The 18,405-nt window shown below is 71.4% G+C and carries 18 protein-coding genes; 9 read left to right on the top strand and 9 right to left on the bottom strand.

Annotated features, from left to right (window positions below; all coding sequences use genetic code 11):
• Window positions 1-4: 4 nt before the first annotated feature.
• From ACZ5K7_RS21530 to ACZ5K7_RS21515, 4 genes are all read right to left on the bottom strand, one after another.
• Window positions 5-1,369: a cytochrome P450 gene (locus tag ACZ5K7_RS21530; RefSeq protein ID WP_468915337.1), complete on the bottom strand. Its 1,365-nt coding sequence runs from the start codon at window positions 1,367-1,369 to the stop codon at window positions 5-7.
• Window positions 1,370-1,402: 33 nt separating this feature from the next.
• On the bottom strand, window positions 1,403-1,594 hold the full coding sequence (locus ACZ5K7_RS21525) for a ferredoxin (protein ID WP_468915336.1): 192 nt from the start codon (window positions 1,592-1,594) through the stop codon (window positions 1,403-1,405).
• Window positions 1,595-1,629: 35 nt separating this feature from the next.
• The gene (locus ACZ5K7_RS21520) at window positions 1,630-2,490 is read right to left on the bottom strand and encodes a mycofactocin-coupled SDR family oxidoreductase (protein WP_468915335.1); all 861 of its coding nucleotides are present in this window, start codon (window positions 2,488-2,490) and stop codon (window positions 1,630-1,632) included.
• Between the two features lie 68 nt (window positions 2,491-2,558).
• On the bottom strand, window positions 2,559-3,362 hold the full coding sequence (locus tag ACZ5K7_RS21515) for an NAD(P)-dependent oxidoreductase (protein ID WP_468915333.1): 804 nt from the start codon (window positions 3,360-3,362) through the stop codon (window positions 2,559-2,561).
• Between the two features lie 294 nt (window positions 3,363-3,656).
• Between ACZ5K7_RS21515 and ACZ5K7_RS21510 the strand changes: the two genes are divergently transcribed.
• From ACZ5K7_RS21510 to ACZ5K7_RS21500, 3 genes are all read left to right on the top strand, one after another.
• On the top strand, window positions 3,657-4,871 hold the full coding sequence (locus ACZ5K7_RS21510; RefSeq protein WP_468915331.1) for a CaiB/BaiF CoA transferase family protein: 1,215 nt from the start codon (window positions 3,657-3,659) through the stop codon (window positions 4,869-4,871).
• Between the two features lie 119 nt (window positions 4,872-4,990).
• Window positions 4,991-5,167, top strand: a complete 177-nt coding sequence (locus ACZ5K7_RS21505; protein WP_468915329.1) for a hypothetical protein — start codon at window positions 4,991-4,993, stop codon at window positions 5,165-5,167.
• Window positions 5,164-5,922 carry an SDR family NAD(P)-dependent oxidoreductase gene (locus ACZ5K7_RS21500; protein WP_468915328.1) on the top strand — a complete coding sequence of 253 codons (759 nt, stop codon included), beginning with the start codon at window positions 5,164-5,166 and terminating at the stop codon, window positions 5,920-5,922. Before ACZ5K7_RS21505 ends, ACZ5K7_RS21500 begins: the two co-directional genes overlap by 4 nt.
• Window positions 5,923-6,141: 219 nt before the next feature.
• On the opposite strand, the gene ACZ5K7_RS21495 is transcribed toward ACZ5K7_RS21500, so the two are convergent.
• Window positions 6,142-6,861, bottom strand: a complete 720-nt coding sequence (locus ACZ5K7_RS21495) for an enoyl-CoA hydratase/isomerase family protein (protein WP_468915327.1) — start codon at window positions 6,859-6,861, stop codon at window positions 6,142-6,144.
• 116 nt (window positions 6,862-6,977) lie between these two features.
• Between ACZ5K7_RS21495 and ACZ5K7_RS21490 the strand changes: the two genes are divergently transcribed.
• Genes ACZ5K7_RS21490 through ACZ5K7_RS21475 form a run of 4 tightly spaced genes read left to right on the top strand, consistent with a single transcriptional unit; the run spans window position 6,978 to window position 11,497 of the window.
• A complete protein-coding gene (locus ACZ5K7_RS21490) occupies window positions 6,978-8,513 on the top strand; it encodes an AMP-binding protein (protein ID WP_468915325.1) in 1,536 nt (511 codons plus the stop codon).
• Window positions 8,514-8,551: 38 nt separating this feature from the next.
• The gene (locus ACZ5K7_RS21485) at window positions 8,552-9,730 is read left to right on the top strand and encodes an amidohydrolase family protein (RefSeq protein ID WP_468915323.1); all 1,179 of its coding nucleotides are present in this window, start codon (window positions 8,552-8,554) and stop codon (window positions 9,728-9,730) included.
• Between the two features lies 1 nt (window position 9,731).
• Window positions 9,732-11,177 carry a FadD3 family acyl-CoA ligase gene (locus tag ACZ5K7_RS21480; RefSeq protein ID WP_468915321.1) on the top strand — a complete coding sequence of 482 codons (1,446 nt, stop codon included), beginning with the start codon at window positions 9,732-9,734 and terminating at the stop codon, window positions 11,175-11,177.
• A 53-nt stretch (window positions 11,178-11,230) separates the two neighbouring features.
• Window positions 11,231-11,497, top strand: a complete 267-nt coding sequence (locus ACZ5K7_RS21475) for a hypothetical protein (RefSeq protein ID WP_351713210.1) — start codon at window positions 11,231-11,233, stop codon at window positions 11,495-11,497.
• Window positions 11,498-11,644: 147 nt separating this feature from the next.
• Here ACZ5K7_RS21475 and ACZ5K7_RS21470 read toward each other — a convergent pair whose 3' ends face one another.
• Window positions 11,645-12,811: an acyl-CoA dehydrogenase family protein gene (locus tag ACZ5K7_RS21470; protein WP_468915319.1), complete on the bottom strand. Its 1,167-nt coding sequence runs from the start codon at window positions 12,809-12,811 to the stop codon at window positions 11,645-11,647.
• 109 nt (window positions 12,812-12,920) lie between these two features.
• Between ACZ5K7_RS21470 and ACZ5K7_RS21465 the strand changes: the two genes are divergently transcribed.
• Together ACZ5K7_RS21465 and ACZ5K7_RS21460 are read left to right on the top strand one after the other, a co-directional pair.
• Complete coding sequence (locus ACZ5K7_RS21465; RefSeq protein ID WP_468915317.1) at window positions 12,921-14,411, top strand: class I adenylate-forming enzyme family protein; 1,491 nt, start codon at window positions 12,921-12,923, stop codon at window positions 14,409-14,411.
• A gap of 4 nt (window positions 14,412-14,415) precedes the next feature.
• On the top strand, window positions 14,416-15,180 hold the full coding sequence (locus ACZ5K7_RS21460; RefSeq protein WP_468915315.1) for an SDR family NAD(P)-dependent oxidoreductase: 765 nt from the start codon (window positions 14,416-14,418) through the stop codon (window positions 15,178-15,180).
• 133 nt (window positions 15,181-15,313) lie between these two features.
• Here the strand turns inward: ACZ5K7_RS21460 and ACZ5K7_RS21455 are convergent, their stop codons facing one another.
• From ACZ5K7_RS21455 to ACZ5K7_RS21445, 3 genes are all read right to left on the bottom strand, one after another.
• On the bottom strand, window positions 15,314-16,573 hold the full coding sequence (locus ACZ5K7_RS21455) for a metal-dependent hydrolase family protein (RefSeq protein ID WP_468915313.1): 1,260 nt from the start codon (window positions 16,571-16,573) through the stop codon (window positions 15,314-15,316).
• Window positions 16,574-16,673: 100 nt separating this feature from the next.
• Window positions 16,674-17,003 (bottom strand): hypothetical protein, encoded by a 330-nt coding sequence (locus tag ACZ5K7_RS21450; protein ID WP_351713200.1) that lies wholly within the window; start codon window positions 17,001-17,003, stop codon window positions 16,674-16,676.
• Between the two features lie 17 nt (window positions 17,004-17,020).
• A complete protein-coding gene (locus ACZ5K7_RS21445; protein WP_468915311.1) occupies window positions 17,021-18,307 on the bottom strand; it encodes an aromatic ring-hydroxylating oxygenase subunit alpha in 1,287 nt (428 codons plus the stop codon).
• Between the last annotated feature and the right edge of the window lie 98 nt (window positions 18,308-18,405).

Raw genomic sequence — 18,405 nt, 5'->3', positions numbered from 1 at the left:
CCTTTCAGCCGGTGGTCCGGTCCCGGCCCGGCCGTACGGTCACCGGCTCGGCGAGGCCCTGCTCGTCGCAGGCCTTCTGGAGAGTCGCCAGGGTCTCGTCGAGCGAGGGGCCGAGGCGTTGGCCGGGGGTGAAGGCCGCCGGGAGATGGCGCATGCCCTGAATGGTGCCGATGGTCTCGTAGTGGACGGTGCCGTCGGGGTCGCAGCGGTAGTCCGGCATCCGGTCGAGCACGGCCGTCGCCATCCGCTTGAACACCGTACGGGCCACGTTCGAGCCGATGCAGCGGTGGATGCCCAGGCCGAAGCTGCTGTGCCGGTTGCCCTTGCGGTCGAGGTGGACGCGGTCGGGGTCGGGGAAGACGGCGGGGTCCCGGTTGGCCATCGCCCAGGAGAGCCACAGGCGTTCGCCCTCCTCGAACCGTTGCCCGGCGATCTCGCAGTCCGCGGAGATCGTGCGGCCGTCACCCGGAGCCGGGGTGAAGAAGCGCAGGAACTCCTCGGTCGCCGAGTCCAGCAGGGTTCCCCGCTCCCGGCTGAGCCGCTCCCGCTCACCGGGATGCTCGGACAGCCACTCCAGCGCGTGGGCGGTGAGCGCCGTGGTGGTGTCGAAGCCCCCGCCGATCAGCAGGGCGAGTACGCCGACCAGTTCCTCGTCGGACGGGGTCCCGCCGTCGATCTCCGCGCGGACGAGGGCGTCGATGAGACCGGGCCTGGGCTGGTCGCGGATCTTCAGGAGCGCCGTGTACAGGCCGCGGCCCATGTGGCGGCTCAGCTCCACGACCCGGGGCATGTCGGGTGAGCCGGGCGGGGTGTAGACGGAGGCGTGGGCCGGTTCGTTGTAGACCGTCCAGTCCGCGATCGGGATGCCCATCATCGCCAGGGTGAGGACGGCCGGGACGATGTTGGCGAGGTCGTCGACGAAGTCGATACGGCCTTCCTCGATCCGCTCGTCGAGGCAGGCGCGGACCACCTCGTCGACGAAGGGGATCCAGCGGGCGACGGCCGCCGGGGAGAGGTAGGGGTTGAGGGTCTGGCGGTAGTGGCGCTGGCCGGGCGGGTCCATCTCCAGGAACCCGCCCTGTGCCTCGCGGGCGCGGGGCGGCGAGGGGATGGTGATGCCCTTGTATCCGCGCCGTTCGCCCTTGACGTCGTGGTCGTTGGAGAGGAACTCGGCGGACCGGGCCAGTTCGAAGACCTCGCGGTTGCCGCTGGCGACCCAGTGGCCGCCGTGGGCATCGGTCCAGGCGATGGGGCATGTGCCGTGCAGTTCGTGGGTGATCTCCTCGAACCGGTGGCGGTACTGCGGTGTGTGCCGGTCGAAGTGCACCCGGTGCTTCTTGCGTTCGTCGTCGGTGCCTGCCTCGCTCATGGCGCTGCCCTCCTTTCGGGGGAGCCGGCCGGCTCAGAAGAGCCGGATGGCCCGTTCGGGGCAGGAGTGCGCGGCCTCCCGGACCGGCTCCTCCTGGTCGGCGGGGACCTCTTCGGCCACGGCCGAGGAGTGGCCGTCGATGTCGTCGAGCTGGAATGCCTTCGGAGCGAACATCGCGCAGAGCGTATGGCCCTGGCAGCGCTCCGGATCGACCCGGACCTTCACGGTGTGTCTCCCTGCTGAGCTGGGGTTTCGTGCGTTCAGCGGCGCCAGTCGTACCACTTGAGGTAGCCGCCGGCGTCCACGCGCAACTGGGTGCCGGTGATGTAGCGGGCCTCGTCGGAGGCGAGGAAGAGCAGGGCGTTGCTGATGTCGCGGGCTTCGACGTAGGGGACCGGCATGGCCTGCTGCACGGCGAAGGACGGCTCGGCGTCCTCGCGGGTGGGGTGGGCGAGGTCGGGCCGGAAGGACTCGTACATCGACTCGTTGTGCAGCATGCGGGTGTCGACGTTGGTGGGGTGCAGGACGTTGGCGCGCTGCCGCGACGGGGCGAGGTTGCGGGCGAGTTCGTGGATGTACTCCGACAGGGCCCGCTTGGCGAACGCGTAGCCCGCGCCGCCCGGGTTGGAGCCGGGGGTTTCGACGATCCCGTGGTCCATGAGGGCGGCGGTCGAGCCGGTGGCGATGACGGAGGCGCCCTCGCGCAGGTGCGGCAGACAGACCTGGACGGTGTTGATGGTGCCGATCAGGTCGACGTCGATGGCGTCGCACCAGGCCTGCATCCTGGGTTCGCCGCGCAGCGGGGCGATACCGGCCTGGGCCACCACGATGTCCACTCCGCCGAGTTGGGCAAGGCCCGCATCCAGGGCCTCGCGCAGCTGGGCGGTGTCGCGTACGTCCGCCTGGCGGGCGACGATCCGCCGGCCCTGTTCCTCGACCAGGCGGACGGTCTCCTTGAGGTCCTCGGGGGTGGCCATCGGGTAGCGGACCGTCTCGAAGTCGCGGCAGATGTCGACCGCGATGATGTCCGCGCCCTCCTCTGCCAGGCGTACCGCGTGGCTGCGTCCCTGACCGCGGGCGGCGCCGGTGATGAACGCGACCTTGCCCTCGACTCGTCCCATGGGCGGTGTCCCTTCTTCCGTGGTGGTTCTCCGGTCCGCGCGTGGCTGCTGCCCTCCGGCGGGCGGTGTCAGCCGGTGCCCGAGGGGGCGAGGAGATCGGTGAGGGCGTCGAGGGCCGGGGCGAGGGCGCCGAGATCGGCACCGAGTTCACCGGCGACCGTGCGTACGACGTCGAGGTCCTTGCCGAGGAACTCCCTGGTGGAGCGGGCGAATTCGGCGACCGCTCCGCGCCGTACGGCACCGCCGAGGGCGCGGCTCGCCGCACTGCCGTGGGTGAGGGCGTCCAGCAGGAGCGGCTCGTCGAGGCCCAGCTCCCGGCCGAGGCGGGCGGCGTGGGCGAGCAGTCCGATGTGGGCGGCGAAGACGGTGTTGTTGACGAGTTTGACGCGCTGGCCGGCGCCGAGCGGGCCGACGTGCAGCACCGGGTCGCCGTAGGCGCGCAGGACGGGCCGGATCCGGGCGACCGCGTCCTGGGCGCCGCCGACGTAGAGGGTGATCCGGCCGGCCGCCACGTCCGGCGGGCCGCCGCTGACCGGTGCGTCGACGACGCCGATACCGCGGGGCGCCGCTTGATCCCGGATCGCCTCGACGGTGCCCGGGCTCCCGGTGGTGTGGACGACGAGGGTGCTGCCGGCCGGCATCGCGTCCAGCAGCCCGCTGCCGAGGCACACCCGGCTCACCTGTTCGTCGGTGCGGACGCACACCAGCACGGCGTCGACGCCGTCGCCGACCCGCGCGATCTCGTGGACGACCTGGGCGGGTTCCCCGGCGAGGGCGTCGCGGGTCTCGTCCGAGCGGCCGACGACGCGCACCCGGTGACCGGCCTCGGCGAGCCGGCGCACCATCGGCAGGCCCATCCGACCGGCTCCCACGACTCCGATCACAAGAATCCCCCTTCCGAATGCGAGAACCATACTTTCACCGAACGACACCCGGAAGTCCCCCGTAACGACTTTGTGTCACGGCGCGACAGATGCAGGAGTGCGGTTCCGGGTGGTGACCTTCAAGCCGTCCACCGGTATGGTTCTCAAAATCGAGAACTCAATTTCCATCGGCGGACGGGCATCGGAACGCCCCTGCCGAACAGGGCGTCGGCCGCTTGCCGGCTCCGCGCGCCGTCTTCTGGAGGAGTTCATGGAACGCAGGTTCTTCGGGGAAGTGGCCGGATGAGCGGCGAAGGCCCGCTGGCCGGGATACGGATCCTGGAAGTGGCGATGTACGGGTTCGTCCCGTCCGCCGGTGCCGTGCTCGCCGACTGGGGCGCGGACGTGGTCAAGGTCGAGCACGCGGTCAACGGCGACCCGCAGCGCGGGCTGCGGCAGACCGGCACCTTCAAGGTGGAGGGCGATCCCAACCCCAACGTCGAGCACGCCAACCGGGGCAAGCGCAGCATCGGCCTGGACATGGCGCGGCCGGAGGGCCGGGAGGTGCTGTACGAGCTGGCCCGGCGCGCGGATGTGTTCCTGACCAGCTTCCTGCCGTCGGCGCGGCGGCGGTTCGGCATCGACGTGGAGGACATCCGCGAGGTCAACCCGCGCATCGTGTACGCCCGGGGCAGCGCGCTCGGCCCGCGGGGCGGGGAGGCGGACAAGGGCGGGTACGACATGACCGCGTTCTGGGCCCGGGCCGGTACGGCGGCCAGCCTCACGCCGCCCGGCACCCCCGGCATGATCCCGCCGCCCGGGCCGGCCTACGGGGACACGATCTCCGGCACCAACCTCGCCGGGGGCATCGCCGCGGCCCTGCTGAAGCGCGAGCGCACCGGCGAACCCTCGGTCGTGGACGTCTCGTTGCTGGGCAGCGGAGTGTGGGCGCTGGGACACGGGATCGCCCTCTCGCTCCGGCTCGACCGGCCGATGGTCGCGCCGCCCACCGGATCGCACGGCTCCCCCACCAACCCGCTGTCCGGGCTGTACCGCACGGCCGACGACCGCTGTCTGGCGTTCGTGATGATGCAGCCGGCCAGGTTCTGGGCGGACGTGTGCCGGCACATCGGGCGGCCCGAGCTGGCGGCGGATCCGCGGTTCGCGACCGCCGAGCTGATCGCCGCGCACACGGAGGACGCCGTCGGGATCCTGCGTGAGGTGATCGGGGCGGGCACGCTCGCCGAGTGGACCGAGCGGTTCGCGACGCTGGCCGGGCCGTGGGCGCCCGTCCAGGACTCCCTCCAGGTCGGTTCCGACGCGCAGGTCCGGGCGAACGAGTACCTGGTGCCGGCCGGGGAGCTCGAACTCGCCGCGAATCCCGTGCAGTTCGACGTGACCGCACCGCGCCTGAGCCCCGCCCCGGAGTTCGCGGCACAGACCGAGGAGGTCCTGCTGGAGCTGGGGCTGGACTGGGAGCGGATTCTGGCGCTGAAGGACGCGGGAGCCGTGACCTAGCCGCACGTCGACCGAAGCGGAGGACAGGACCGACCGTGCCGCAGCGCAAGACATGAACGACCGTGGCGCAGCGAAAGACATGACCGACCTTGCCGCAGCGAGAGAAGGGCCGCACCCCCATGCCCGTCACCGTCACCGAACCCACCCCCACCACCGGCGTCGAGATCACCGGACTCTCCGGGAGCCGACCGGTCGACCGGGGCGGCGCGGAGGAACGTCCGGCCGTGCCCTACGGCCCGGCCGCCGCCCGGCTGACGCACCGCACCTCGCCGCTCGGCGAGGAGGCGGTCGTATGAGCGGGCGACGCACGGCGATCGTCACCGGCGGCGGTTCGGGCATCGGACGCGCCATCGCCCAGCGGCTCGCCGAGGACGGCTTCGCCACCGCCGTACTCGACCTGGACACCGAGTCGGCCGAGCGGGCCGCCGCCGAGTCACGGCACAAGGGCCACGAGGCGGTCGCCTTCGGGGGCGTCGACGTGTCCGACCGGGGGCAGGTGAACGCGGCCGTGCGGCGGGTCCGGGACACGCTGGGCGGGCCGGTGCTGGTGCTGGTCAACAACGCCGGCGTCAGCGGCTTCGGCCCCTTTCTGAAGATCACCGACGCGACCTGGGACCGGATCCTGGCCGTGAACCTCAACGGCCCGTTCTACCTCTGCCAGGCGGTCGTGCCCGACATGCGCGAGGCCGGCTGGGGCCGGATCGTGAACATCTCGTCGTCGAGCACGCATTCGGGACAGCCGTACATGGCGCACTACGTGGCCTCCAAGGCGGGCCTCGTCGGCCTCACCAAGTCCCTGGCCCTGGAACTCGGCCCGTCGGGCATCACGGTGAACACCATCCCGCCCGGCTTCATCGACACGCCGATGCTGCGCGCTTCGGAGGAGCGGGGTCTGCTCGGCGGGTCCGTGGACCATCACGCGGAACTGACACCGGTACGGCGCCCCGGGCGTCCGGAGGACATCGCGGCCGCATGCTCGTTCCTGGTGTCCGAGGAGGCCAGTTACATCACCGGGCAGGTGATCGGGGTGAACGGGGGCCGCAACACGTGAGCCCCGCGGGGGCGGTTCCGCGGGTGCCGCGCCGGGCGCACGGCGCCCGCGGGCCGGTTCCGGCCGTGCGCACGCAGCCAGCGCGTCCGCACCCCCGTGTGACCCAGCCGGCGCGTCCGCACCCCCGTGTGACCCAGCCAGCGCGTCCGCACCGGCGCTCCCGTCCGCCGCGCGCCCGATGATGTCGCGGTGACGAGACGGGCCCCGGGGCCGGGCGGGTCACCTGCCTCGGTTCAGTACGCGGTCCGCGGCCTCCCAGTGTGCGTCGGCGGCCCACAGCCGGGCGAAGGCGCGCACCGCCTCGTCCGCCGACGTGCCGCCGCCCACCACGCGTTTGATCTCCGCGGCGGGGCCGGTGGCGAGGGAACGCGCCAGCGAGCGCCATTCCGCCTCGAAGGAGGCGCGCGGCACCACCCGTTCCACCAGTCCGAGCCGCTGCGCCTCGGCGGCGTCGAGCACGGCGCCGGTGCCCGCGAGCATCAGGGCCCTGCCAGGTCCGACCAGGGCGGCGAGCCGCTCGGCGCCGCCCCAGGCGGGCATGATCGCGAGGGTCACCTGGTTGAACCCGATCCTGACGCCGTCGGCCGCGACCCGGATGTCCGCGGCGACGGCCACCTCCGCGCCACCGCCCAGGGCATGGCCGTTGAGGGCGGCGACGACGGGGGCGGGAAAGCCGGCGATCCGGTCGCAGACGCCCCGCATCCGCCAGGCCATGGCCGCCGCCTCGTCCTCGGTGCGCACCGCGGCGAGTTCCCTGAGGTCTCCCCCGGAGACGAACGCCCGGTCCCCCGCTCCCCTGATCACCAGCGCCCGCGCGCCCGCCGCGGCGTCGAGCGCCTTGTCCAGCTCGTCCATCGTGGCGAGCGAGATGGCGTTGCGGGCGTGGGGGCGGTCGATCGTGAGGACGGCCACGCCGTCGTCCAGTTCGAGGTCGATCACGCCATTTCCCCCAACGGATATTGGCATTCTCCTATGACGAGAATAGCGTATGCGCCGCTGATCGCCGCAAGCCCGATGCCTCGAAGAGCCGCCCGTCGCAGTGGAGGTAGCCGCAGATGCGAAAGATCCCCGTGGAGTTGGCCGAGCGTTACGAGGCCGAGGGCTGGTGGACCAGGGAGACGATCGGTGAGCTGCTGACCCGGGGTCTGGCGGCGGCGCCGGAGACCGAGTTCCGGGTCCATTCGGCCGCCCGGCCCTGGACCGGCACCTTCCGGGACGTCGAGGAGGTCGCGCGCAGGCTCGCGGGCGGGCTGCGGGAGCGCGGGGTGGGACCCGGCGACACGGTCGCCTTCCAGCTGCCCAACTGGATGGAGGCCGCCGCGGTGTTCTGGGCCTCGGCGTTCCTCGGCGCGGCGGTCGTCCCGATCGTGCACTTCTACGGCGGCAAGGAGGTCGGCTACATCCTGGACTCCGCGCGGCCGCGTGTGTTCGTCACCGCCGAGCGGTTCGGCCGGATGGAGTTCCGGCCGGAGCTGTGCGCGAACGTGCCGGTGGTGGGCGTGGTGGGCCGGGACTTCGAGGAGCTGCTGAGCGACGCACCGCTGCCGGGGTCGCTGCCGGCCGACCCCGCCGCCCCCGCCCTGATCGCCTTCACCTCGGGCACCACCCGCGACCCGAAGGGTGTCGTGCACAGCCACCAGACCCTCGGCCACGAGACCCGCCAGCTCGCCGCGAGCTACCCTCCCGACCGCGGCAGCCAGCTCACCGCCGCCCCCGTGGGCCACTTCATCGGCATGGTCAACGCGTTCCTGATCCCCGTCCTGGACGGCACCCCCGTCCACCTGACCGACATCTGGGACCCGGCCGCGGCCCTGCGGCTGATGACGGGCCACCGGCTCCACATCGGGGGCGGGGCGCCGTACTACGTCACCAGCCTCCTGGACCACCCCGACTTCACCACCGGCCATCTGCGGTATCTGCGCTACGCGGGGCTCGGCGGCGCGTCCGTCCCGGCGGCCGTCACCACCCGGCTGGCCGGCCTCGGGATCCGGGTCTTCCGGGCGTACGGCAGCACCGAGCACCCCTCGATCACCTCGTCCCGGCACGACGCGCCCGAGCCCAAGCGACTGTTCACGGACGGCACCACGCTGCCGGGCGTCGAGATACGACTGGCCGGGGACGGCGAGATCCTCAGCCGGGGCCCGGACCTGTGCCTCGGCTACACCGATCCGGCCCTGACGGCCCGGGCGTTCGACGCGGAGGGCTGGTACCGCACCGGCGACACCGGCGAGCTGGACGGCGACGGCTATCTCACGATCACCGGCCGCAAGGCGGACCTGATCATCCGGGGCGGCGAGAACATCAGCGCGGCCGAGGTCGAGGAGGTGCTCCTCACGATGGCGGGCGTGGCGGAGGCCGCGGTCGTGGCCGCACCGGACACCCGGCTCGGCGAACACGCGGCGGGGTTCCTGCGCATGCTGCCGGGCCACCCGTTGCCGGGCCTCGCCGAGATGCGCGCCCACTTCGAGGGGGCGGGGCTGGCCCGGCAGAAGTGGCCGGAGGAGTTGCACGAGGTGGACGAGTTCCCGCGGACGGCGAGCGGCAAGGTGCAGAAGTTCCGGCTCCGACAGGACATTGCCACCCGCATCTGAAGAGAATACGATTCTCGCAATTCGCAAAGGAGGGTCTCATGCCGTCGCGTGCGCTGCCGTATCCGCTCTTCGACGCGGACAACCACCTCTACGAGACCGAGGAGGCGCTGACCAAGTTCCTCCCGAAGCGGTACGCGGGAGCCATCGAGTACGTGCAGGTCCGCGGCCGTACGAAGATCGCGATCCTCGGCCGGATCAGCGAGTACATCCCGAACCCCACCTTCGAGGTGGTCGCCCGCCCCGGCGCGATGGAGGAGTACTTCCGGGTGGGCAACCCGGACGGCAAGACCCGCCGGGAGATCTTCGGGGAGCCGATGCGCTCGATCCCCGCCTACCGCGAACCGGGTCCGCGCCTGGAGCTGCTCGACGAACTCGGCGTGCAGCGCACCCTGATGTTCCCGACCCTCGCGAGCCTGATCGAGGAACGGATGCGGCACCACCCGGAGCTGATCCACGCCGTCATCCACTCGCTCAACGAGTGGCTGCACGAGACCTGGTCGTTCAACTACAAGGACCGCATCTTCACCACCCCGGTGATCACCCTGCCGATCGTCGAGAAGGCGATCGCGGAACTCGACTGGGCGGTAGAGCGCGGGGCGAGGGCGATCCTCGTCCGGCCGGCTCCGGTGCCCGGGTACGGCGGCTCGCGGTCCTTCGCCCTCGAGGAGTTCGACCCGTTCTGGAAGCGGGTCGTGGAGACCGGGGTGCTGGTGGCGATGCACTCGTCCGACAGCGGGTACTCCCGGTACACCAACGACTGGGAGGGCACCACCGCCGAGATGCTGCCGTTCAAGTCGAACGCCTTCCGTCAGGTGAGCGAGTGGCGGCCGATCCAGGACGCGGTGGCGTCCTGGGTGTGCCACGGGGCGCTGTTCCGCTTCCCGGAACTGAAGATCGCGCTGATCGAGAACGGCTCTTCCTGGGTGGCGCCGCTGCTCGACCAGCTCGCCGACGTCTACAAGAAGATGCCCGAGCAGTTCCTCGGCGACCCGGTGGCGGCGGTCCGGAACAGCATCCACGTCAGCCCGTTCTACGAGGAGGACCTGGGCGAGCTGGTCGACCTGATCGGCGTCGACCGGGTGCTGTTCGGCTCGGACTACCCGCATCCCGAGGGGCTGGCCCAGCCGACCTCGTACGTCGACGCCATCCAGGGTCTCAGCCGGTCCGACCAGGCGAAGATCATGGGCGGCAACCTGTCCCGGCTGATCCCTGCCTGACATGGCCCCTCGCAGGACGTGGGAGACCATCCCCCGGATGGTGCTCAGCGCGGCCGACCGCTTCGGTGACGCGGAGGCGGTCGTCGACGGCCCGCTGCGCCTCACCTTCGCCCAACTCGCCGAGCGGGTACGGGTGGCGGCGGGCGCCTTCGCCGCGCTGGGGGTCGGCAGGGGGGACCGGGTGGCGGTCTGGGCGCCCAACTCCGCCGAGTGGATCGTGGCCGCGTTCGGGCTGCTGACCGCCGGCGGGGTGCTCGTCCCGGTCAACACCCGGTTCCAGGAGGCCGAGGCACACGACATCGTGGTACGCAGCGGAGCCAAGGCGGTACTCGTCCAACAGGGGTTCCTGGGAAGGGAGTTCAACGGGCCTCCCAATGTGCCCGTGATCGACCTCAAGTCCGGCTTCCTGACGGCGGGTTCACCGTTCGAGAGGCAGGTGACCGGCGACGACGTGGCGGACATCGTCTTCACCTCGGGGACGACGGGCCGCCCCAAGGGCGTGCTGATGACACACGCCCAGACGCTGCGTCTGTACGCGGAGTGGTGCGACCTGGCCGATCTGCGCGAGGGCGACCGCTATCTGATCGTCAATCCGTTCTTCCACATCTTCGGGTACAAGGCGGGGTGCATCACCTCCCTGATCCGGGGGGCCACGATCCTGCCCGTGCCGGTCTTCGAGGTGGACCGGGTGCTCGATCTGGTCGAGCGGGAGCGGGTGACGATGCTTCCCGGGCCGCCCACCCTCTACCACTCCCTCCTGGAGGCACATGCGAAGGGCGACCGGGACCTGTCCTCGCTGCGGTGCGCGGTCACCGGCGCGGCCGACATCCCGGTCGACCTCGTCCGCCGGATCAGCGACGAACTCCCCTTCCGGTCGATCATGACCGGCTACGGCCTCTCGGAGGCCGGCACGGTGACGGCGTCCCGCCCCGGTGACTCCTTCGAGGACATCGCGACGACCGTCGGCACCCCCTGCGACGGCGTGCGGATCCGCATCGCCGACGACGGCGAGGTGCTGGTCCGCGGCTACAGCGTGATGCGCGGCTACCTGGACGACCCCGAGGCGACCGCCGAGGCGATCGACGGGGACGGCTGGCTGCACACCGGCGACCTCGGAACCCTGGACGAGCGGGGACACCTGAGGATCGTGGGCCGCAAGAAGGACATGTTCCTCGTCGGCGGTTTCAACGCCTACCCGGCCGAGATCGAGGGCTTCCTGCTCGGCCACCCCGCGGTCGCCCAGGTCGCGGTGATCGGCGTGCCGGACGCGCGGATGGGCCAGGTCGGCAAGGCGTTCATCGTCCGGCACGGGCCGGTGACCGAGGCGGAGCTGATCGCGTGGAGCCGTGAGCGCATGGCCGGGTTCAAAGTGCCGCGGTCCGTGGAATTCCGAGAGGAGTTGCCGCTGAACGCCACGGGCAAAGTGATGAAGGACCACCTGCGGTGAAGGCGGACGGGAACCACGACCGGGACCCCGTCCTCGGAGAACGGAGATCTTTCGTGACGACGAACCCCGCTACCGATGCGACGGCGGATCTGTCACTCGCCCGGCTCGAACGTCTCGACGAGGAGATCATCGCGCTGCTCGCCCGTCGCCGTGCGATGGCGCAGGAGCTCCCGCCCCCGGCCCGCGCCCGTGCCGCCGACGCGGCCTTCGCGGAGACCGTACGCGGCATCACGGGCCGCTACCGTCAGGAACTGGGCGGCGCCGGGGAACTCGTCGCCCGCGCGGTCATGGTGTTGTGCGATCCCAGCCGCGAGTCCTGAAGAAAGCTTCCTTCGGGCCTGGGCGCGCAGCCGCCCGGTCCGTCCGGGCACCCGGCCGAACCGAAGCCCGCGTCCGCCCCGACGCGGGCTTCCCGCCGCCCGCGGGGGCCTGGCAGGCCGCCCGATCGGTGCGCACCGAAGCCGTCCTCAGTACGACCTGGGCAGTCCCAGCACGTGCTGGGACACGTAGTTCAGCACCATCTCCTGGCTGATGGGCGCGAGCCGCAGCAGCCGTGCCTCACGGAAGTACCGCTCGACGTGGTACTCGCGGGCGTACCCCATGCCGCCCAGCGTCTGCACGGCCCGGTCGGCGGCCTGGAAACCGGCGTCGGCGCAGAGGAACTTGGCCATGTTGGCCTCACGGCCGCACGCCAGCCCCCGGTCGTAGCGCCAGGCGGCGTTGCGGGCCATCAGCCGGGCGGCGTCGAGCCGGGTCAGGGCTTCCGCGAGCGGGAAGGCGATGCCCTGGTTCCGGCCGATGGGACGGCCGAAGACGACCCGTTCGCGAGCGTACCGGGTAGCCGCGTCGAGGGCCGCCCGGCCCAGACCCAGGGCCTCGTGGGCGAGCAGGATGCGCTCGGGGTTCAGGCCGTCCAGCAGGTAGCGGAATCCCTCGCCCTCCGCGCCGATGCGGGCACTCGCCGGGACGCGCAGGCCGTCGATGAAGACCTCGTTGGACGCGACGGCGTTGCGGCCCATCTTGGGGATCGGCCGGATGTCCATCGCCGCCCGGTCGACGTCGACCAGGAAGACCGAGATGCCCTGGGTCGGCTTGGCCACCTGGTCGCGCGGGGTCGTGCGGGCGAGGAGAATCATCTTCTGGGAGTCGCCCGCCTTGGTGATCCAGATCTTGCGGCCGTCGATGACGTAGTGGTCGCCGTCCCGGCGGGCGAAGGTGGCGATGCTGGCGGTGTCGGTGCCGGCGTCGGGTTCGGTGACGCCGAAACAGACATGCAGGTCTCCGGTGGCGGCGTGCGGGAGGATCTCGCGGCGGAGCGCCTCGCTGCCGTGCCGGGCCAGGACGTTGAGGCCGAAGATGGTCAGGTGCATGGTGCTGCAACCGTTCATCCCGGCACCCGAGGCGGCCACCTCCTCCAGCAGGAGGGAGGCCTCCAGCACGCCGAGTCCACCGCCGCCGTACTCCTCGGGGACGGCGATCCCGAGCCAGCTGGCCTTGGCGAAGGCGTCGTAGAAGCTCCAGGGGAACTCGGCCCGTTCGTCCTGCTCGGCCCAGTAGCCGGGCCCGAAGGAGGCGGCCAGTTCGCGGACGCCCCGGCGGATGTCCTCCTGCTGCTCGGTCAGCTCGAAATCCACGCGGCCCCCTGACACACAGCACAGCACGACTATGCACGACTATGGAGAATGAGGTTTTCCTATACGTAGAATATCGTTCACAGTCGGGGAGCGGAAGAAAGGGTGTGCCGTGAACATCGCGATGCTGCTCGACATGGCCGTGGCGGGCGATCCGGACCGGGTGGCGATCGGGCCGCGTGGTGCGGGGACGACCTGTGCGCAGTTGCGGCGCAGCGCGGCCGGAGTCGCGTCTGTGGTCCATCGGTCCGGGGCGCGGGAGTTGGTGTTCGCAGGGGTCAACGGCCCTGCCTTTCCGGTGCTGTTGTTCGGAGCTGCGCTGGCGGGTGTCCCGCTGGTTCCTGTCAACTACCGTCTTTCGGCAGCGGCGTTGACGGGCCTGCTGGAGCACACCGACAAGCCACTGGTCGTCGCGGACGAGGCCTTCGTGGGGGTGTTCGCCGGGGCGGGGCCTGAGGTGCGCGGTACGGAGGGTCTGCTGGCCGAGGGACTGGCCGCCGAGCCCGCCGAGGGCCTGGAGGGCGCGGCCGACGACCCGGCGGTGCTGCTGTTCACCAGCGGAACCACCGCCGCGCCCAAGGCCGCCGTGCTCCGCCACCGGCACCTGACCAGTTACGTTCTGGGGACCGTGGAGTTCGCGTCCGCCGCCCCGGACGACACCGTCCTCGCCTCGGTCCCGCCGTACCACGTGGCCGGCGTCGGCTCCGTGCTGAGCAGTCTCTACGCGGGCCGCCGCATGGTGCACCTCGGCGCCTTCGCACCGGAAGCCTGGCTTGAGCTGGTCCGTCGCGAGGGGGTCACCTCGACCATGGTCGTACCGACCATGCTGGCCCGTGTCGTCGAGCACCTGGACGGCCGTCCGGCCGAGGTGCCGACGCTGCGGGCGCTGGCCTACGGCGGTGCCCGTATGCCGCACACGGTGCTGGAGGCCGCCCTGCGGGCCTTCCCCGGCACGGGGTTCACCAACGCCTACGGCCTGACCGAGACCAGCTCCACCATCGCGCTGCTGGGTCCCGACGACCACCGCGCCGCCCTGTCCTCCGACGATCCCGCGGTGCGCGCCCGGCTGCGGTCGGCCGGACGGACGGTGCCGGGGGTGGCGGCGCAGGTCCGGGACGCGGGCGGGGCCGTGCTGCCCGCCGGTTCCTCGGGTGAGCTGTGGGTGCGCGGTCCGCAGGTGTCCGGCGAGTACAAGGGGGCTGCCGCGCTGCTGGACGCGGAGGGCTGGTTCCGCACCCGGGACCTCGCCCACTTCGACGACGCCGGCTACCTGTTCGTCGAGGGCCGCGCCGACGACACGATCATCCGCGGCGGCGAGAACATCGCTCCCGCCGAGGTGGAGGACGTGCTGCTGCGCCATGACGCGGTGCGCGAGGCCGCGGTCGTCGGGGTGCCGGACGCGGAGTGGGGCGAGCGGATCGTGGCCTTCGTCGTCGTCCACGAGGGCGCGGCCGTCGACGCCGAGGGCCTGCGCGGCTGGGTGCGTTCCCGGTTGCGCGGGTCCAGGACGCCGGACCTGGTCGTCTTCCGCGAGGAGTTGCCGTACACGCCCACCGGGAAGCTGCTGCGGCGCGAACTGCTGACCCTGATACGGAAAGGCTGACGTCGTGACGTCCTTCGCGGAGCTTCATGACCTGACGGGCAGGGTGGCCGTGGTCACCGGCGGTTCGCGCGGCATCGGGCGGGCCATCGTGCGGACGCTCGCGGAGGCCGGCGCCGATGTGGTGGTCGCCTCCCGGAAGGGTGAGGTGTGCCGGGCGGTCGCCGAGGAGGTGCGGGCGGCGACCGGGCGGCGGGCCGTCGGGATCGCCTGCCATGTGGGCCGCTGGGACGACTGCGAGCGGCTGGTCACCGAGACGGTGGAGCGGTTGGGCGGCCTCCACGTGCTCGTCAACAACGCGGGGATGTCACCCCCGTACGAGAGTCTCGACGCGGTCGGCGAGGAACTGTACGACAAGACGCTCGCGGTGAATCTGAAGGGCCCGTTCCGGCTGGCGGTCCTCGCGGCGAAGCACATGGCGGACCACGGCGGCGGCTCGATCATCAACATCGGTACGGCCGGCTCGCTGATGGCCAGCGTCCACGAACTGCCGTACGCCTGCGCCAAAGCGGGGCTCAACGCGCTCACGGTGGGGCTCGCGGAGGCGTACGCCCCGAAGGTCCGGGTGAACGCGATTCTCCCGGGGCCGGTGCTCACCGACGCCCACCAGGCCTGGGCCGCGGAGGACTTCGACCCGTCCTTCGTGCCGCTGGGCCGGCTCGGTCAGCCGGACGACGTGGCGCCCCTGGCGCTGCATCTCGCCAGTGCCGCGTCCAGTTTCACGACCGGTGCGATCGTCCGGGTCGACGGCGGGATCACGCGGAAGGTGTGAGCACCGTTCGGCATTCGGGAGAGCGGCGGTTCCGGTCCGATACGGCACGGGAGACCGGCGGCTCCGGTCCGATACGGCACGGGAGAGCGGCGGCTCCGGTCCGAGTCGCCGCCCTCCCGTCCCCCCGGCCCCTTTACTGTTGGGCGCCCTCGTTCCGGTACACCTGGCCGCCCTTCATCACGAACCGCACGTCCTGGGTCACCCCGATGTCCGTCAGCGGGTCGCCGGGTACGGCGATGACGTCGGCCAGCAGGCCGGGTTCGAGGCGGCCCCGGTCGTCGGCGGCGATCAGGTCGGCGGCGACGACGGTGGCGGCGCGCAGCGCGTCCAGGGGGCGCATGCCGCGGTCGACCAGGGCGAGCAGTTCCCTGGCGCCCCGGCCGTGCGGGACGGCGGGCGCGTCGGTGCCGACGGCGATCTTCACCCCGCGCCGGATCGCCCGGGTGGTGGACTCGCGGGCGCGCGGGAAGACCTCGGCGGCCTTGGCCCGGAGTTCCGGATCGGCCTGGGAGGTGTCCATGGCCTCGGTGAGACAGGTGGTCGCGACCAGGAAGGTGCCGCGTTCCGCCATCAGGTCGAGGGTGGCGTCGCTCGCGAGGAAGCCGTGCTCGATGCAGTCGATGCCGGCCTCGACGGCGGCCCGGATCGCGGTGTCGCCCATGCAGTGCGCCGCGACCTTCACCCCCGCCCGGTGCGCCTCGTCGACGGCGGCCCGCAGTTCCTCGTCCGAGTACTGCTGGGCGCCGGCCGGGCCGGTGTGCGACATGACGCCGTTGGAGGCACACACCTTGATCACCCGGGCGCCGTACTTGAGCTGGTACCTGACCGCCTTGCGGACCTCCGCCACGCCATCGGCGATGCCCTCCTCGACGGTGAGCGGCAGCACGCCGGGGGCGAACGCCTGGAACATGGTGGGGTCGAGATGGCCGCCGGTGGGCGCGACGGCGTGGCCGGCGGGCACGATCCGCGGGCCGTCGACCCAGCCGAGGTCGATCGCCTTCTTCAGCGCGACATCGAGGAGCACGCCCCCGGTCTGCACGAACAGACCGAGGTTGCGGACGGTCGTCCAGCCGTGCCGGAGGGTGCGGCGCGCGTTGGCGACCGCGCGCAGGGTACGCACCGCCGGGTCCTCCTGGACCGGGATGAGGGGGCTGCGGTGGTCGGGGCCGCCGAGGAAGAGGTTGACCTCCATGTCCATCAGGCCGGGCAGGAGGGTGACGTCACCGAGGTCGAGCACGACGGTGTCCGCCGGGACCGTCGCCGGGCCGACCGCGGTGATGTGCTCGCCCTCGATCAACAGGTCGGCCGGCTCGACCAGTTCGCCCTTGTCGACATCGAGCATGCGGGCGGCACGCAGCCGCACGGGAGGCTGCGGGGCGCGCGGCCGGGGCATCAGGCGCCTCCCGCGACGCGGAGGACGCAGAAGCCGCGGAACACGCGGAACACGCGGGCGGCATGCACGGCACGGACCGCGCGAACGGCTCGCATCCGGCTCACACCGCCGGTTCGACGACGGCGTCGATGCTCGCCGCGCCCGTGTCGGGCACCCTGGGCTGGCGCCATGCCTCGACCGAGAAGGCGACGGTCACCAGGGCGCAGAACACCCACAGCAGGTGCTTGTCCGCTTCGGAGATGTCCGTCATGGAGACGTTCCGCAGGTACTCCGTGCCGGAGGCGAGCAGCGGGTACGCGGTGGCGTAAAAGGCGTCCAGCTCGTCCATGGTGCTGGCGATCCGCTTGGCGTAACGGGCCTTCTCGGTGGGGACGGCCCAGTCGGCGAAGGGTTCCAGCGCGGCGAACTCGGGAGGAAAGACGGTGGCCATGGTTCGGTCTCCTCGGGTCAGCTCGCGGCCGGGGCGCCGCAGGCGCGCTGCTGGTACTCGCGGACGTACTGCCGGGCGGTGCCGTGCAGATGACGCAGCAGCACCTCCTGGTCGTTGAGCGGGAACTCCCCCACCGCACGCGACTCCAGCATGGTCTGGGTCGCCTCCAGGGTGTTGCCGTCCTGGAGTCCGTACTCCTTGAAGGAGACGACGGCCAGCTCCTGCTGGAGCCTTTGGAAGGCGTTCTCCGGCGGGACGAAGTAGCAGGTCGCCTCGAAGATGTGCGTGTTGTACGAGGTCGGCCAGTAGTGGTATGTCAGCACCCAGTTCGGCCGCCAGATCAGCAGCATGAAGTTGGGGAAGAAGACGAACGAGTCCATGCCCCAGCGCGGGTCCCGGGTGGGGTTGACGGCCGGCGGGAGCTGCTCGGTCGTCAGGCCGATGTCGGGCGCCTCCCAGGGCCCGAACAGGCCGCTGCGCAGCGCGGCTTCGATGGGCTTGACCATCGCGCGGTCGTGCGGCGGGGCGATGCCGCCCCAGGAGGAGACCATGCTGTGCGGGCCGTCGATGTCGTAGTGAAGGCCCTCGTACCCGTACTTCTGGATCTTGCGGGCCTCGTCGGAGACGTACTGGCCGGCGTGCAGGATCGGCGCGTGGTAGAACTCGGCGAACGCGTCGATGAACAGCTTCCAGTTGGCCCCGATCTCCGCCCGGTACCTGTGCGCCTGGGTCATCTTGTGGAACGGGTAGCCCTCGATGCCCTTGGCGAACTCGCCCAGGAACTCACGCAGTCCGGTGGTGTTCTCGGGATCGAGGTTGACGAAGACGAACCCCTCCCAGACGTCCGTGCGCACGCCCTTGAGCCCGTAGCGCGACTTGTCCAGGTCGAAGAACTCCTGCTCCTGCTGGACGAAGGACAGTCGGCCTTCGAGGTCGTAGCGCCAGGCATGGTATTTGCAGGTGAACTGGCGGCAGACCCCGCTGGTCTCCTCGCGCGGGAAGTCGTTCCACACGAGCTTGTTGCCGCGGTGCCGGCACACGTTGTGGAAGGCGCGCACTTCGTCGTCCATGCCGCGCACCACGATGACCGAGGTGCCCGCCGCGTCCAGCTCCTTGGTGAAGTAGCTGCCGCGCTTGGGGAGTTGCTCGATCCGGCCGACGTTCAGCCAGGTGCGCCTGAAGATGGCCGCCCGCTCCAGCTCGTAGTGCGCGGGCGAGATCGAGTCCTCGTACGAAACCGGCTCCGTGTCGATCTTGAGGTGTGCGGTCCAGCTGCCCGCCTCGGGCTTCTTGAAGTGCGCCATGGGGTCTGGTCCTCCAGTCGCTTGTACGGAGGGGGCTCTCGATAATCTCAGTCTCTCCGAATGAGAATGCTATTCTCGCCCGAGATCGGCCGTCAAGG

Source organism: Streptomyces sp. NPDC031497, from assembly GCF_055580905.1.
This window is presented reverse-complemented; position numbering and strand designations above follow the sequence as displayed.